The sequence below is a fragment of the Alloalcanivorax venustensis ISO4 genome, assembly GCF_015356855.1.
Taxonomy (GTDB): domain Bacteria; phylum Pseudomonadota; class Gammaproteobacteria; order Pseudomonadales; family Alcanivoracaceae; genus Alloalcanivorax; species Alloalcanivorax venustensis.
Genome location: NZ_ARXR01000003.1, coordinates 11387 through 27413, shown reverse-complemented (window position 1 = coordinate 27413; position 16027 = coordinate 11387). Strand labels below are relative to the sequence as shown.

Sequence of the window (16027 nt, the reverse complement as noted above, 5' to 3'; positions counted from 1 at the left end):
ATGAATAAACAAATAAACATTCGGCCGCGGTACGTTTCGTTTGCCCTTTGGGTGTTCGGGCTGATGTTGATCAGTGCGTGCGGCGATGACGAAGGCAAAGTCGTCAATCCATGGCGCGCTTCGGACACACTGGTGTTCGCTTACCCCTACCCTGGCCAGCAGGAGGTGCCGACGAGCGGCAATGTCGTGCTGCGTTTCTCAACCACACTGAGTGACGAGGTGAGCGGCGATGTCGAGGACCGTCTGCGGCTCGCCGACGACGCCGGAAACGCCGTGCCCTTTACCCCCGAAGTGATCAATGGCGGCCGGGGGCTGGTACTGAAACCACGGACTTCACTGTCGCCCAATACGCATTATCGGCTGAGTGTCAGCGAGGCGGGCCTGGGGCGTATCGACGATACCGTATTCAAAAATTTTCAATTTCACACGATGGGCGCCCATGCGGGGTTCGCCGACGCCGTCGGCAGTGACGGCTTTAAGATACTTGGCATCACACCTCTGGATCCCGATCCACTGCTGGCCGGCATCGAGGATGCCAGAATAAATGATATGAGCACGCTACGCATGGTCTTCAACCGGCCGCTCGACCCGGCCACCACCGTTTATGGCAAGCAGATCACGCTTGTCGACGACCAGGGCCAGCTGATCGACGCCTCCGTGCTACTGCAGGGGCGCTATTTGATACTGGATCCGCGCCAGGACCTGGACTCGGTGGAATACACGTTAGCATTATCGGGGCTCCGCAGTCGTGATGGTTCTCTACTTCCGGAAGTCGAACGCCAGTTCACACCCATGGGCACACAGCCGCGCGAAACCACGGTCATCAAGGTCGGTTCCCTAGGCGAGCAACAGCCGGACCTGCAATCCCAGCTGACGGGAAGACCGGTCAATCAGGTGCCATTGGACAGCTTTATCATCGGTGACAGCGCCGTTACCGAACTGACGGGCTCGCTGGCCGCGGACCTGGGCTTTGTCCCAGACTTTGCCGATGCCGTCCCCCTCCGGGTGCCGGCCGGCACGGTACTGCGAGGCGCGCCGGTCGATGTCAACATTCTGGGGGAAATCCCCGCCGGTATCGATACCGGCGACCTGCAAATTACCCTTCTCAGTGACGCCAACGGCTATCTGATTCCCAATCCCTTCAGTACCGAGGCGACGGCGCCTCGCTATGCACTGCTGAGAATGGATGCGGCCATGACCGCGGAGGGAACCATCGCCAATGCCGCCCTCAGTCAGAATCTGCTCAATATCCAGGTCGTCGGTCTCGCCATTGTCGAGGATGGCAAGCTGGTGCTGGATGCGATCTCCGTGGTCGACCCCGACATTCTCGGCCTTGAAAAGGCTGGTGCCCAATTATCTTTCCGCATGGAGTCCTTCGCCGGGCAGCGAAACCCGCCAATGCCTGAGCCGGATCTACGCCCTCTGGAATTACAATCCTGGTCGCCGGGTGAGGACTTCCAGGCCAACACACGCCCGGGGGATCCGGTCATTCTGAACTTTAACAAGGCGATTGATCCCGCGTCGGCGTTTCTTGATGGCGCTATCAACGTCCAGGTTAACGGCACTTCGCTACCACCTGAAAACGTCTCGATGCGTGTCGACGGCGCCACCGTCATCCTCGAAGGCACCGGAATCGTGGAGCACAACCAGGACGTCGAAATCATACTGACCAGCCAGCTACGGGACACGGCGGGCAACCCTCTGAGCAAGGATTACACCCTTGATATGCGCCTTGACGATCTGTTTTTGCCGAATGACAACCGCGACAGCCTTCGTGCGCCCTTGGTAGCCGCTGTTTTCCCCGGATACCCCTGTGCTCTGACCGACGCCCGGCTAATCGGTGAAAGATCACAATGGCGTAACGGACGCTGCCAGGGCGGCCAGGGAAGCGACCCCCTGTTCCCCGTGGTCGGGCTTTTTCGAGAGTACCCTATACGGGTCATCTTCAACCGCCGTATAGATCCGGCAACAGTCAACGGCGACACTTTTTTCGTCGAGCGTCGCGATGCCGGTGGGGATTGGCAACCGGTGCCGGGCCACCTCGACGTGCTGGCGCAACGGGTTGAGTTTTTCCCTGACAGCCCTTGGCGAGACGGTCAGCTATATCGCTATACGTTGCGCTCGGAGCCCACCAGTCCCGACTGCGGAAACAACGCCATCTGCACACTGGACGGTGCTGCCTTGCAAACACGCCAACTGTCACAGAGCAGCGACACGGCTCCAGCGCCGCGCGAGGGAGGTCCCGATATGGTAAACCACTTTGTCGTGACCGGTGACGATCAGCGTTATACCCTCGTATCCCTGCGTTCCCTACCGACGGTCGACGTAAATGCCAATCTACAGGTCGACAATTCAGAACAAGGTGCCACCGACAACAATGGTGTCATCAAGGCGCCCGCCAACCACCTGCGGTTGGAGCTGCGGGACACCGGGGGCGTGATTACCAACGCCAACCTGGGCTGCTCAATTGGCGAGGACTGTCCGGAGAAACGCTTCGCGTTCGTCAGTACCGGCGCGTTGCAGGCCGGCCCCCGGGAATACGACTCCGCCGTCTCCATCAACCGTAGACTGATTGACGATAACCCGGACACGGATGATCGGACCACGGGCGCTGTTCGTGTTTCCGTCTTTCCAACTACGCTGACCACCACGGAGGTCTTTCTCGAAGCCAGAGCGTTAGGCCTCATCACCATTGGTCTCGAGACAGGTCCCTTGGTTCTGCGTTTACTACCCGAGGGCGATTCACCGTTTATTGAAGGCTACATCACCGAGACAGAGGACGGTCCCTGGTTCAGCACCACCTTCGACCTGTTGATAGACGCGCCTGAACTGGAACCCAGGCTGATTATTGAACTTGGGCACGATATTCGCAGCAAACGGGTTAACAACGTCACTCTCGAAGGACCGCTTCGGTTCGTCGACGATGGCAGACTGATACTCAAGGTCTCCAATCCCGACCCGCTGACCATTCCCGCCAACATCGACCTGATCGGCATCGGTCTGGCGTCGGTTGAACTTGAAGCACCTCCCTTGGGAGTGGACCTGACCTTCACGTTCCTTCCGGTGAAGGATTTTTAACGTGTTATACCCCGGCCGTTACAAACTGATCTGAAAGGGGCTGGAGAAGCATTGCCGTTGATATATTCAATCTGTAATATTGGTTGGACGACCAAATGTATTGCCGGAAGAGTTGACTATGACTGACTCTCAGACGACGACATCGTCCGCGCATTGCGGCCTTCGACGCAGTGTTCGGGTGCGATTCACTGGCAGTGAGGGGTTGAATCTGTGGGCCAGCCGCCATGGTGAAGACACGGCGCCCCCCGTATTGCTCCTGCACGGCGGCGGGCAGACCCGCCATGCCTGGTCCGACACGGCGATCGCACTGGCCGATGCCGGCTACTGCGCGTTTAGCCTGGACGCACGAGGCCACGGCGAAAGCGACTGGTCTCGAGAAGGCGACTACAGTGCCCGAGCCCTTGCAGCGGACCTCAGCGCGGTGATTCGCTCGCTACCGGCCCGGCCGGTTATCGTCGGCGCGTCCATGGGTGGCCTGACCGCTTTGCTCACGCTTGGCGAAGACACCTCCCTGGATTGCGAGGCACTGGTACTGGTCGACGTGGCGCCAAGATTGGAACCTCGGGGCGTCCGCCGGATCATCGAATTCATGCGTCATCATCAGGACGGATTCGAGACGCTGGAGCAGGTACGCGATGCTATCACCGCCTACAACCCGCGCCGCCCGCCATCAAAAGACCTCTCCGGGCTACGCAAAAACCTGCGTCAACACGGTAATGGCCGGTTTTACTGGCACTGGGACCCAGCTTTTCTCAACCACGCGAACGCGCCAACCAAGGCCGGGAGCATGTTCGACCGAGCAAGGCTGGAGCTGGCGGCCCGCCAGTTGGACGTACCGGTGCTTTTGATACGTGGCTACTACAGCGATGTTCTTAGTGACCGGGGCGCAACAGAGCTGCTCACTCTAATACCAGAGGCACGTTATGTCGTTCTGAAACAGGCCGGCCATATGGTCGCGGGAGACCGTAACAGTGTTTTTACCGAGGCGGTACTGCAATTTCTGAAAGAACGGCCAGCCGCCACTGAGCCGGAATCGTGCCGCACTGCCACTACGGAGCAACACCATGAAACACCCTTATCTTGATGTTCTGATCGTCGGTGCGGGCCTGTCGGGAATTGGCGCGGCGTGTCACTTAAAGGAAAAATGCCCCAACGTCCGTTTTGGAATCGTTGAACGACGCAAACGGATCGGAGGCACCTGGGATTTATTCCGCTATCCCGGCATCCGCTCCGATTCCGACATGTTTACCCTGGGTTATAACTTTCGGCCCTGGACCGATACCAAGATGCTTGCCGACGGCCCTTCTATCCGTCGGTATATTGACGACACCGCACGCGAATACGATGTGAAACGCCGAATCCAGTTCGGTCTGAAAGTGATCTCGCAATCCTGGCATAGCGAAAAAAAACACTGGATCGTCAAAGCCATCGACGAAGCAACCGATGAAGAGCACCAGTTCAGCACCGGCTTTGTATTCCATTGCACCGGATACTACAAATACGACTCCGGCTACACACCGGAGATTCCGGGGATCAACCAATTCCGCGGTGACGTAATCCATCCGCAACACTGGCCGGAAAACTACGATTACACTGGCAAACGGGTGGTGGTTATTGGCAGTGGCGCCACTGCCGTGACGCTGGTTCCGGCTATGGCCGACAAGGCGGATCATGTAGTGATGCTGCAGCGCTCGCCCACCTATGTAGCCACCGTGCCGGAGCAGGATCTGATATCCAGGAACCTGCGCCGCATTCTGCCGGAGATGGCCGTTTACCGGCTGGCCCGGACCCGCAATATTCTGTTGCAAAGAGCGGTATATCGACTTTCTCTGAGTAAGCCCAAGGCGATGCGACGCCTGCTTTTGGCGACAGCGCGCCGGCAGCTCGGCCCGGAGGTCGATATGCGGCATTTCCAACCCCATTACAATCCCTGGGAAGAACGCATGTGCGCCGTTCCCAAGGGTGATCTCTTCAAGGTTATCCGCGAAGGCCAGGCCTCCGTGGTCACCGACCACATCGAAGCGGTCACCGAAACCGGGATCCAATTGAAGTCCGGCGCTCATATCGACGCTGATGTTCTGATCACAGCCACTGGCCTTGATTTGCAGCTATTCGGTGGCGCGAGGTTGGAAGTCGACGGCCGTGAGGTTCATGTGGCGGACGCCCTGATGTACAAGGGACTGATGCTCGAAGGGGTACCAAATATGGCCCTGGTGTTCGGTTACACCAACGCTTCTTGGACGCTGAAGGCCGACATCGCCTCTGAATTCGTCTGCCGCCTCCTGAATCACATGCGCGATATTGGCGCCCGGGTGGTCACACCCGTCGATGGACAAGGGAGCAAGACCCAGATGAACTTTCTTAATTTACGTTCCGGATATGTTCTTCGCGCCAACGACCGCCTCCCTCGTCAGGGCAGCAGGACCCCCTGGCAGAATCTTGATGACTATTTGCGTGACCTGCCCGCATTACGCTATGGCAATCTCGAGGATGGCCACCTTCGTTTTGAGGGAAGTAGCATCAAGCGCGGAAGGAACAGCGTATTTCGCAAGTTACTGAGTGCCTGATCCGCCTACCTGTTGGAGCATATTATGAAACGTTTTTACGGGAAAGTCGCTGCGATTACTGGTGCCGGTTCAGGCATAGGTCGAGCGACCGCCATGCTGCTGGCTAAAAAAGGCTGCCATTTGGCTCTGTCGGATATTGACGAAAACAGTCTAAAAGACATCGCCATCGACCTGCGCGACTACCCGGTCAGAGTCACCACCCATGTTGTTAATGTAAGCCGAAGGAATGAGGTCTATCGGTATGCGGATCAATGTGTCAAGGAGCACGGACAGGTTAACTTGATAATGAACAATGCCGGCGTTGGACTCGGAGAAACCGTCGATGCCATGAGCTATGACAACTTCGAATGGCTTATGAACATTAACTTCTGGGGGGTGGTATACGGAACCAAGGCCTTTCTGCCTTACCTCAAGCAATCCGGCGACGGCCACGTGATAAACATCTCGAGCATCTTTGGCATCATTGGAGTCCCCACCCAATCAGCCTATAACGCCGCGAAATTCGCTGTTCGAGGGTTCACCGAGTCGCTGCGCGAAGAACTGGACATTGAGCGAAGCTGTGTCAGTGCAACCTGCGTGCACCCGGGCGGCGTCAAGACCAACATTGCGCGTAATAGCCGAATGGGTGATATGGGGAACATAGCCCCGGGCAGCAAGGAGGAAATTACGGAACTTTTCGATCGCATCGCCCGGTCCACGCCGGAACAGGCAGCCAACGCTATCCTCCACGCGGTTCGCAAGAACCGGCGTCGCGTGTTGATAGGTAATGACGCAACGATACTGGACGCCGGCCAACGCCTGATGCCGGCGGGCTATCAGCGGCCCCTCGAAGCGCTCTTTCGAATGCGACAGGGGCGGCAAAAAATGTCTAGTCAATCATCGCAATAAGCAGGATCAAACTTCAAAAAGAGGGCCGAGTCATGGCTTTAAAGAAGAGAACTAGTGCAAAGACGTCCAATGTCCTGAACGGTGCGTCAGTGGGCATCCCTCCCCGTCACATAGACTTCCAGTTTCCGGACACAACACCAAAGTACTTCTATGCGGACAACGCTACGGCAACCACATTCTTTGCCATGCTGTCGGGGTTCTTTCCACCCGGCGAGCGCTACTTCATGGATTCGGTGCGTTATTTTCGAAGCCATGTCACCGACACGCAGCAGCGAGCGGCCATTTCCGGATTCATGGGGCAAGAAGCCATTCATGGTCGCGAGCATGACCGCCTTAACGAATTGCTTGCCGAGAGGGGCTTCGACATGGACACTCCGGACCGCTTCGTAAAATTCGGCCTCCGCATTCTGAAAATGTTACCGAAGAGAACCCAGCTTGCCGCCACTACTTTCATGGAACATTTTACCGCCTTGCTTGCGGAGCAGCTATTGGAAGACGAGACGTTTCAAAGTCTGGCCGACCCGGAGATGATAAAGATATGGCAATGGCATGCTCTTGAGGAGCTTGAACACAAATCTGTTGCTTATAACGTTTACGAAATCATCGGCAATAGTCACGGTGAGCGGATCGCAGCGACGGCGGCATCCCTGGTTGTGCTCTTGCCGATGTTGGGGATCACTTGGGCATGGATGCTCGCCAAGGACGGGAAGCTGGGCAGCGTCAAGGACAATGCCATTGGATTGAACGTACTGTTCGGTCCAAAGGGATTTGTCTCCGGGATTATGCGCCGCCTTCCGGAGTTCGTTGATCGACGTTACCATCCTGACAATCACGACACGCGGGCACTGGAAGATACGTGGCGACAACGCCTGTTCGCTGAAAATGGATCACTATATCGAGCTTACAGAAACCGTCCCGACAGCGACCAAGTCAAGATGGCCTAATATCCGAATTCCGCCGCCCCAAAAGACCTGGGGACGACATTAGCACTACCGTTTGGTGGCGCTAATGTCGTCTCATCGTTGATCCTGAATGATATAACCAGCCGCTTTCTCGCCGATCATCATGCTTGCCGCGTTAGTGTTGCCACTGATCAAAGAAGGCATGACGGACGCATCAGCAACGCGCAATCCTAACACGCCCCTGACTCTTAACCGATCATCCACTACGGCCAGATCATCCACCCCCATACGGCAAGTGCCCACCGGATGATAAATAGTTTCAGCGCGCTGCCTGATATCGTCCTCAATTTGGGTATCGGTTACCACATCGCTCGCCGGTAGATCTTCTCCTCCAAAAACCTCGGCGAAAGCTTTTGTCTGGAACACCCGCCGAGCCAGTTTGACGCCCGCTCTCAGGACGCCAAGATCGTCAGCATCGGAAAGATAACAGGGATCGATGAGCGGGGCGCTGAGAGGGTTGCTATCGGCGAGACGAATCCAACCGCGGCTTTTAGGCCGCAACTGGCATACATGAATGGTGCAGCCAAAGCCTGACGTGAATTCCCTGCCATGATCGCGCAAAAATGCGGGCAGAAAATGCATCTGCACATCCGGGCGCGTCCCTTCGCCGACATTAATAAACGCCCCCGCCTCAGCCGCATTGCTGGCTAGAAAGCCGCGCCGATGGCGGAAGTACTGATAGAACGCTCGCATCAAACGCGGTAGAAAGTAAGGGGAGAAGCCAATTGACTGTTTGCTACGATCGTGAATCGAAATAGTCATATCCAGATGGTCTTGAAGATTACACCCCACCTCTGGACAGTCCACCAGACAATCAACGCCAACACTTTGTAAATGGTCACGGTCACCAATGCCTGAAAGCATCAGCAAATGGGGCGAGTTGATCGCCCCACCCGAAAGTACGACTTCCCGATTTGCCCGAACGGTGTGAGATGAGCCGGCCGTATCGCTATACTCGACGGCTACCGCACGTCCATTTTCGATCACTACCCGGGAAACCATTGCATTAGTCAGAATGGTCAAATTACCGCGGTTCCTCGCCGGATCGAGAAACGCCCTCGCGGCGCTCCAGCGTCGCCCATCTTTTTGCGTCACTTGGAATTGGCCGAAGCCGCGCTGCGATTCACCGTTGAAATCATCGTTACGCTTTTCGCCTAGTTCTTCCCCGGCGCGAATGAACAACTCAGTCAGCGGATTAGGATCCCTGACCCGAGTGACGTTCAGCGGTCCTCCGTTACCGTGCCAGGCGTCCGGCGGATACTCCTCATTGTGCTCATGCGCGTTGAAGATGGGCCGGACATCATCCCACCCCCAACCCTTCAGCCCGCTGTCCCGCCAGGCATCGTAATCCTCAGGTTGTCCACGAATATAAACCATGGCGTTGATTGAGCTACTGCCACCGAGAGTTTTTCCACGGGGCCAATAGAGCTGCCTACTGTCAAGCGCTCGTTGAGCCACTGTTTGATAACCCCAGTTACGCTTGCCCTCCCTGATCAAACCGATCACCCCGAACGGCACGTTCACAAACCCGCTGTTGTCGTGCGGACCCGCCTCCAGCAAGCAAACAGAGAATCGGCCGGACTCGCTTAGTCGGTTGGCCAGGACACAACCGGCGGATCCCGCTCCGACTACGATGAAATCATATTCATCCACGATCGCACTCCTCTCCGAGGGCGGCGATACGATCAAGATGGTAGTCACCATGGCCGTGTGTTAGGGAGCAGTACGTCATGAGACGAAAGTAATGGCCTATATCAAGCTCTTCGGTGACCCCGATACCGCCGTGAATCTGGATCGCCTGTTGCGCGATCTTTACCCCCTTGTCGGCGTAGTACGCCTTGGTGGCCGAACAAGCGTGTTCCCGCTCGAGCGTATCGTCTAGATCCGCTTTGACGGAAACCATGAACAGCATCGACTCCAACTGTTGAAGATCCGTGAACATATCCACAAGGTAATGTTGGATTACCTGGAAGCTGCCGATCGGCGCACCGAACTGCTTCCGCGTCTTTGCGTAATCAAGAGTGCGCTGATAAAGCGCGCTGGCGGCGCCATACATGCGCGCGCAATCGAGCGCCTGCAGCCAGGCGACCGTCTTGCTGACGGCGCGCTCCACCTTCACGCCACGAGAAAGAATCATCTCCTCGTCAATCACCACGTCATCGAACAGTACATCGGCAAGCCGGCTACCGTCCAAGCCCCGATAGCGGGTCACCTCGCAGCCTTCAAGCGGCACAAGGACCAAGGTCAGCTCATCTCCAAGCATCGCCGTCGTCAGCACCCTATTCGCGCAGCCACCATCAGGAACGAAATTCTTCCGTCCAGACAATTTGCTACCGTTAATCGACAGGGATGGCTTCAAAATATTGTATCCGGCGTGATAGTCATAGAGCGCGCATGCCACTCTCTCATCATCATCGACAATGGATTGCAATACCTTCAATGCCCGCTCAGTACCCAGATACTCGAGAAGTTTTCCAGGACCGATCACCAGATCGACATAGGGATCCAGACACAAGACGGCGCCGGCTTCCCTAACAATCATCGCCACGTCGATCAGATCGCCGCCATAGCCTCCGACCGACTCAGGAAACGGCAGACCAAACCAGCCTAGCTCGCGCATCAACTCCCATCGTGATGGATCACAATGATTGAGTTGGTTGAGTTGTTGCATGTAGGTATCAAAACCATAGTGATCCTTGAGATACCGCCGCGCCGTATCGGCAACCATGGTCGTGTTATCGGAAAGATTGAATTCCATTATGACCTCTCATAAACCTAACAGCATCTTGGCAAGCACGTTCTTCTGAATCTCGTTCGATCCGCCATAAATCGTACAGGCACGAAGAAAATTGTACCGACGAGGGGAATGATTAAAGCTTTCATTACCCACCGCTGATGAACTATCCCAGACAAGCGACATCAACCCGCCCATCTCGACCATCGCTTGGGACATTTTCTGCTGTAGCTCGGTACCCTTGATCTTGAGACCGGAAGACTCCGGTCCAAAAGGTCGGCCCTCGTCTGTCGCGGCAACGGTCCTAAAGTTGGTGTACTCCAACGCCATCAGTTCGACTTCCAGCTCGGCCACACGTCGTCGCGCCTGTTGCTTATCGATGTAATACGGAGCTTCGTCAATAGCCATCTTCATGCGCGCCAATGCATAGTGACTGTCGGCAACGCCGGCGATCGTTGTGCGCTCATGCGTTAACAAAAACTTGGCGATCGTCCACCCCATACCCTCCTTCCCCACCAGATTGTCCAGCGGCACCTTGACATCGGTGAAATACACTTCGTTGAGGTGATGGTGCCCATCAATGGTATAAATGGGACGAACCTCGATACCCGGCGTGTTCATATCTATTAGCAGGAAAGAGATGCCCTGTTGCTTCTTGGCATCGGGGTCGGTTCTGACAAGACAGAACATCATGTCCGCCCAATGCGCTTGGGTGGTCCAAATCTTCTGGCCATTGACCAGGTAATGGTCCCGTTTGCGCTCGGCGCGGGTTTTAAGGGATGCGAGGTCCGATCCGGCATTGGGCTCGGAATAACCCTGGCACCAAAGCGTCTCGCCGCTGGCTATCCCGGGCAGCCATCGCTCTTTTTGTTCCGCGGATCCGAACGTGTAGATCACAGGGCCTACCATGGCGACACCGAAGGGACTTACCGGAGGCGCCCCAGCCATGGCCCTCTCAAGATCAAAAAGATAACGCTGTGTCGCGGTCCATCCCGGACCTCCGTATTGTTCAGGCCAAGTTACCGCCAGCCAACCCTGTTTACCGAGCCGTTTCTCCCATTGCTGTTGCTGCGATTTTTCCGGCATTTCGCCAAGCGCGGAAATACGACTAATCTCTTCAGGAATATTTTCCCGCATCCATGCGCGTATCGTCTTTTGAAACTCCTGCTCTTCCTGCGTAAATTGCAAGTTCATAATTTTCCTCATCCAAGCAAGTGGTTTTGACAAGAATGATAAATCAGGTAACCGATCGGCCCATCCGCTCCCAGTAGGGTGCACGCAGCTCATTCTTGAGAATCTTGCCGGCGCCACTTATCGGCAATGGTTCACTACGGAACTCGATACTACGTGGAAGTTTGTAACCGGCAATCAACTCCCGGCAATGACTCAACAGCTCGTCTTCCGTGAGCACATGGCCTTGGCGAGGCACGACGATTGCATGCACCGTTTCAACCCATTCATCGTGGGGAATCCCCACCACCGCGCATTCCTGTACCGCGGGATGACTATAGATAGCACTCTCAACTTCGACCGAGAATATATTCTCCCCACCACTGATGATCATGTCCTTGACGCGATCGACGATGAAGACAAACCCGTCTTCATCCATATAACCGAGATCGCCGGTATGCAACCAGCCGTTACGCAGGGCCTCAGCGGAGGCTTCCTCCATTCCCCAATAACCCAGCATGACGTTCGGACCTCTGGCGCAGATCTCGCCAACTTCGCATCTCGGCCGCTCGGTATCATCCTTGTCAAAAATGGCAACCTCGACTCCCAGCGCGGCTCTGCCCGCGCTTCGAAGTTTGTCGCCTCCAGGGACATGGAAATCGGGTGGCAAGGCGGTGATGATGGGTGACGCCTCCGTCTGTCCATACCCTTGAGCGAACAGAGCGTCCGGCATCTGCTTCATGGCGCTGATCAATACTGACTCAGGCATGGCCGACGCTCCGTAGAGCATGCGCTTGACGCTACTTACGTCGAATTCCTTTATTCTTCCGGAGGACACCAGCAGATTGATCATCGTTGGCACGAGTAAGGCATGTGTAACTCTTTCACGCTCAATAAAAGAGAGCACATCGTCTATGTCGAAACGAGGTACGATGCCGTGCGTGCCACCAGCTAGCGTCACGGCAAAAGTGCTTGCCATATCGGCCAAATGAAACATCGGAGCCGCATGCATGTAGATCGTGCCGGACCCATAATCCATTTCCGGCACCACATTAAGCGCATTGAAGACAAGGTTGTCATGGCTCAGCATCACGCCTTTCGACCGCCCGGTGGTCCCCCCGGTATAGAACAGTCCGGCAAGCTCGCTCCCTCCTTCGCTGATATCCCGCATCGGATCGGATTCAGCGATAAGCGACTCATAGTCGACACAACCGTCCGGTAAACTACCGTCGCCCATGAAAACCACATGTTGAACGGTCTCAAGCAGCGGCCGCAGTTTTGACAGCATGTCGCTGAATGCATCATCGACAAACAGGATGGACGATGCGGAATCGTTCAGACTGTACGCGATCTCCGGCGGTGCCAGGCGGATATTGACGGGATTAAGAGCCCCGCCGGCCCATGGCACGGCGTAAAAATATTCTAGGTAGCGGTCGCTATTGAGTGACAAGATCGCGACGCGATTCCCTCTTTCCGCTCCCAAGGCGCGAAGGCCCGCGGCCAGGCGCGCAACACGATTCTCAAAAGCGCGCCATGACCGCTTTCTATCTTTGTAAATCGTGGCGATGCCGTCAGGATTTTGCTGGACCGCACGACGTAATGTTTGCGATATGATCATGGTATTCTCCCAGGTGGTTCAAAAAGCATCAGCCCCCAGTTGAAAATACTTAGCGGCTATAGATAAAGCGCCCGATTGACACAAGCGTTTTATCCAGATAAACGTCGACGGAAACGACTACGAAACGTCTTCCTGCACGGACAATACAAGGCTCGGCACGAATTGTGCCCGCAAACGCGGGCCGTAAATAATCAAAGGTCATACTACTGCATAACGGCTCTTCGACTAGATTAAGCGATTCCATCAAATAGAGAGCTGCCGTTATTTCGGCAAAACTGGCGAGGATTCCGCCATGAAAGGTACGCAACAGAGGGTTACCGATATGCTGTTCTCGAAAGCACAACCGGCAAGAGAACCCCTCATCAGAGGTCAGCGCCTCAAGACCTAGAAACTCCACAAATGGAGTATTTTCAAGCATTTCTTTTTGCGCTTTATTCAGAGCCATGTCGGCCAACCCGTCATCTGGCGATTCAAAAGCGATCGCTCTTTCATACTTTCCCCTCCCCTTTCATGGCTGAATCGAATGCAGGCCCGAGAGTACCGACGGCAAACGAACCGAATACCGTTGCCAGCAAGTTATGATCGGAATAAGCGCAACCTTGTCCGCGCACATAGGCGATATCACCTCGTACCGCGTAACACTCCACCTCGCTGTAGATTCCCTCCCCCGCGGGTACGGGGCGAATGAAATCCACACGCAGATCGATGGTCGCAATCGGACGCATGTCACCAAGTCGGGAAAATATTGCCAACCCGCAATTGGTATCCAATAGCGTGACAACAACTCCTCGGTGAAGCCCCCCGTGTCGATCGCAAAGCGCTGGACGGCAGGAGAGGCTCATGGCGGCACGCCCTTTGCCAACTTCCTCCACTTCCACGCCGAAGGCGTTGAACAAGGGATGGGATGTGCCAAAGAAGGTCTTGGCCATGGTTAAATAACGATCTGACATCGAATCGCTTCCCCCTTTCCATTGGCCTGGCTCACTCAAGAGCCAGTGTATCGCTCCGGGTCCGGTCGCTTTTATCTAATCAGCCCAGAGCATCTAGTACACACTTCACATAACGCGACTCGTGTGATTTAACCCGATTAATAGCCAACTCGATATCGCCGGAAGGAAATGTCGTTGCCTCGGAAGCCATTTTCAAAACAGCCGCCAAGCCGGACCAAGCCGCTGCCGCGCCTCGCATGAGCTCCACTAACTTCGCATCTCTCACCACGGTAAGCCGTGCACTGGCCTCTTCCAAAAAATCGGCGTACAGGGTACGAAATCCGGCTCCCCCAGTACCGCGCTTTTCGATCACCTGGTAAGCAAAACGCAACGACCAGCGCCAGTTTTCGTCAGCCGCCCAATGTGACAGCCGGTCAATCCAAGTATCCAGCGCCGCGAGACCGCTAAAACGATCGCCGTTCGCCAGAGCATAGGCATTGTCAAAGATAGCCCTCCGAATACGTTCCGGAGTTACGCTGGCTTTGATAGCTTCGGGGGCAAACAGGTTTCCGTTATGAATGAAAGGGGGCGCAGTGGAGAAGCGTGCGTCGGCCAAATCAGCCGTAGATACCGCGATCAATCCCGGGCGTTCGGTATCACTGACCAACACCTCGTCCCGCTCCTCGTCATATAACCATGCCACGATGGCGTGCCCTGCAAAATGTGTGCTGCTTTGGAAGTAGGGCAAATGGAAAATGTCAGTTAACAACAGTGCGGGTCGATTTTCATTCAGCACCCGTTTGAGATCCGTATTGGCGGACCGTTGATCGCGATAGCTGCGCCAGGAAAAGGGAACATCCAAAGTATTGAATACCTTTTCCTCGAATTCCATTGAACGCACATGCACGATGAAAGGGGTATTGGAGGCTGCAGTCTCCACATAGGTAATGCCGAGTCCGGCCCCAAGACCAAAACAGCAAGCCTCGCTCATCACCAAGCCGTGGAACTCAAGCAAGTCCCGGATGGCCGAACTGCCACAGTGCCTGCCCGGCCTGTGGCAGTGACGCGCCCCGATCTTTGGCCTTACAGCCGTTTCAGACACTTCTCCGCCGACCATTCAGGCGGCCTCGCTCACCGGCTCGGTTTCATATACGGCGGCCGATGCCCGCATCGGATCACCATGCTCTCCGTACTCCTTCAACCATGCCGCGACTTTCTCCGGCATGCCCGTTTCCCAGGGGTGGAATCCCGGACGGAACCACGCAACAAACTCGGGCAACATGCGGGTCAGAATACCGCGACGACCGTAGAGCCGGTTTAGACCACGCAGCACTACCGTCGGCCGTCGCATCGCACCGTCAAGACGCAACATATTCACGAACACCGGTCCGACGACCAGGTGCACCATCAGCATGGCAACCACCAGGGCCGAAGCGCGAGTCAAATAACCTCCGCCTGCCGCGGTTCGGTATACATCGTACGCCACTGCCTTGTGCTCAACCTCTTCCACACCATGCCAGAGAAACATCGCCCGCATTACCGGATCCGCATCTCGGAACATATCCGTTTCATCCTTGAGCATCGCCTCGCCCAGAGTGGCGGTAAAATGCTCGAAAGCCGCGGTCATCGCCAGTTGATACTTTTCCGGCATGTATTTCTGTGTCGTACGAATAAAACGACGCAGGTTGCGGGTAATCTGATCGACATCGATTCCCTGCGCCTCCATCACGTCATTGAAACGATCATGGACGATACCGTGCTGGCCCTCCTGACGAATGAAATGGCGGATATCTTCACGCAAGCGCTGGTCCGTCACCTGATCCTGGAAATGGCGCACCGACTGGATAAAAAACCGCTCACCCTCGGGAAAATGCACCGACAAGGCGTCAAAAAAACGGGTTACCACAGGATCACCGCCATTCCAGTGGCGCGGCACAGAGGACACATCAAAATCTACTTTACGGGGCTGAATTGAGATTGCACTCATCAGAACCTCCTCTAGAGAACTACAGCATGAAGTATACGTTTACAAAGATGCTATTGGTTAACCAACCAAAACTCAATAAGAACTTTTTCTTAAA

13 protein-coding genes are annotated in these 16027 nt (G+C 55.6%); 5 read left to right on the top strand and 8 right to left on the bottom strand.

Annotation, left to right across the window (positions count from 1 at the left end; genetic code table 11):
• The 5 genes from ISO4_RS02325 to ISO4_RS02305 all read left to right on the top strand — a co-directional run bounded on the left by ISO4_RS02325 (nt 1) and on the right by ISO4_RS02305 (nt 7477).
• Complete coding sequence (locus ISO4_RS02325; protein ID WP_142949009.1) at nt 1-3078, top strand: Ig-like domain-containing protein; 3078 nt, start codon at nt 1-3, stop codon at nt 3076-3078.
• Between the two features lie 118 nt (nt 3079-3196).
• Nucleotides 3197-4162 carry an alpha/beta fold hydrolase gene (locus tag ISO4_RS02320; protein WP_202552920.1) on the top strand — a complete coding sequence of 322 codons (966 nt, stop codon included), beginning with the start codon at nt 3197-3199 and terminating at the stop codon, nt 4160-4162.
• Nucleotides 4143-5645 carry a flavin-containing monooxygenase gene (locus ISO4_RS02315; RefSeq protein WP_080530902.1) on the top strand — a complete coding sequence of 501 codons (1503 nt, stop codon included), beginning with the start codon at nt 4143-4145 and terminating at the stop codon, nt 5643-5645. The genes ISO4_RS02320 and ISO4_RS02315 overlap by 20 nt, the downstream gene beginning before the upstream one ends.
• Before the next feature lie 24 nt (nt 5646-5669).
• The gene (locus ISO4_RS02310) at nt 5670-6533 is read left to right on the top strand and encodes an SDR family NAD(P)-dependent oxidoreductase (RefSeq protein ID WP_080530901.1); all 864 of its coding nucleotides are present in this window, start codon (nt 5670-5672) and stop codon (nt 6531-6533) included.
• Between the two features lie 32 nt (nt 6534-6565).
• Nucleotides 6566-7477 carry a metal-dependent hydrolase gene (locus ISO4_RS02305; RefSeq protein ID WP_194855024.1) on the top strand — a complete coding sequence of 304 codons (912 nt, stop codon included), beginning with the start codon at nt 6566-6568 and terminating at the stop codon, nt 7475-7477.
• A 72-nt stretch (nt 7478-7549) separates the two neighbouring features.
• Here ISO4_RS02305 and ISO4_RS02300 read toward each other — a convergent pair whose 3' ends face one another.
• The 8 genes from ISO4_RS02300 to ISO4_RS02265 form a co-directional block, all read right to left on the bottom strand.
• A complete protein-coding gene (locus tag ISO4_RS02300) occupies nt 7550-9148 on the bottom strand; it encodes a GMC family oxidoreductase (protein ID WP_194855023.1) in 1599 nt (532 codons plus the stop codon).
• Complete coding sequence (locus tag ISO4_RS02295; RefSeq protein WP_138774259.1) at nt 9141-10253, bottom strand: acyl-CoA dehydrogenase family protein; 1113 nt, start codon at nt 10251-10253, stop codon at nt 9141-9143. The genes ISO4_RS02300 and ISO4_RS02295 overlap by 8 nt, the downstream gene beginning before the upstream one ends.
• A gap of 9 nt (nt 10254-10262) precedes the next feature.
• Complete coding sequence (locus ISO4_RS02290; protein ID WP_089033112.1) at nt 10263-11423, bottom strand: acyl-CoA dehydrogenase family protein; 1161 nt, start codon at nt 11421-11423, stop codon at nt 10263-10265.
• Between the two features lie 43 nt (nt 11424-11466).
• Nucleotides 11467-13017 carry a long-chain-fatty-acid--CoA ligase gene (locus ISO4_RS02285; RefSeq protein WP_138774260.1) on the bottom strand — a complete coding sequence of 517 codons (1551 nt, stop codon included), beginning with the start codon at nt 13015-13017 and terminating at the stop codon, nt 11467-11469.
• A 49-nt stretch (nt 13018-13066) separates the two neighbouring features.
• Complete coding sequence (locus ISO4_RS02280) at nt 13067-13462, bottom strand: PaaI family thioesterase (protein WP_067604878.1); 396 nt, start codon at nt 13460-13462, stop codon at nt 13067-13069.
• Nucleotides 13463-13505: 43 nt separating this feature from the next.
• Nucleotides 13506-13967 carry a PaaI family thioesterase gene (locus ISO4_RS02275; RefSeq protein WP_035451349.1) on the bottom strand — a complete coding sequence of 154 codons (462 nt, stop codon included), beginning with the start codon at nt 13965-13967 and terminating at the stop codon, nt 13506-13508.
• 79 nt (nt 13968-14046) lie between these two features.
• The gene (locus ISO4_RS02270) at nt 14047-15063 is read right to left on the bottom strand and encodes a BtrH N-terminal domain-containing protein (protein ID WP_204427021.1); all 1017 of its coding nucleotides are present in this window, start codon (nt 15061-15063) and stop codon (nt 14047-14049) included.
• The gene (locus ISO4_RS02265) at nt 15064-15933 is read right to left on the bottom strand and encodes a metal-dependent hydrolase (protein WP_185956922.1); all 870 of its coding nucleotides are present in this window, start codon (nt 15931-15933) and stop codon (nt 15064-15066) included. It lies immediately after the preceding gene.
• Nucleotides 15934-16027 lie beyond the last annotated feature (94 nt).

Bases quoted from the DNA above. Each gene is read 5' to 3' on its own strand.
- ISO4_RS02325 (WP_142949009.1), top strand. From the start codon at position 1: ATGAATAAACAAATAAACATTCGGCCGCGGTACGTTTCGTTTGCCCTT.
- ISO4_RS02320 (WP_202552920.1), top strand. From the start codon at position 3,197: ATGACTGACTCTCAGACGACGACATCGTCCGCGCATTGCGGCCTTCGA.
- ISO4_RS02315 (WP_080530902.1), top strand. From the start codon at position 4,143: ATGAAACACCCTTATCTTGATGTTCTGATCGTCGGTGCGGGCCTGTCG.
- ISO4_RS02310 (WP_080530901.1), top strand. From the start codon at position 5,670: ATGAAACGTTTTTACGGGAAAGTCGCTGCGATTACTGGTGCCGGTTCA.
- ISO4_RS02305 (WP_194855024.1), top strand. From the start codon at position 6,566: ATGGCTTTAAAGAAGAGAACTAGTGCAAAGACGTCCAATGTCCTGAAC.
- ISO4_RS02295 (WP_138774259.1), bottom strand. From the start codon at position 10,253: ATGGAATTCAATCTTTCCGATAACACGACCATGGTTGCCGATACGGCG.
- ISO4_RS02290 (WP_089033112.1), bottom strand. From the start codon at position 11,423: ATGAACTTGCAATTTACGCAGGAAGAGCAGGAGTTTCAAAAGACGATA.
- ISO4_RS02285 (WP_138774260.1), bottom strand. From the start codon at position 13,017: ATGATCATATCGCAAACATTACGTCGTGCGGTCCAGCAAAATCCTGAC.
- ISO4_RS02280 (WP_067604878.1), bottom strand. From the start codon at position 13,462: ATGGCTCTGAATAAAGCGCAAAAAGAAATGCTTGAAAATACTCCATTT.
- ISO4_RS02275 (WP_035451349.1), bottom strand. From the start codon at position 13,967: ATGTCAGATCGTTATTTAACCATGGCCAAGACCTTCTTTGGCACATCC.
- ISO4_RS02270 (WP_204427021.1), bottom strand. From the start codon at position 15,063: ATGGTCGGCGGAGAAGTGTCTGAAACGGCTGTAAGGCCAAAGATCGGG.
- ISO4_RS02265 (WP_185956922.1), bottom strand. From the start codon at position 15,933: ATGAGTGCAATCTCAATTCAGCCCCGTAAAGTAGATTTTGATGTGTCC.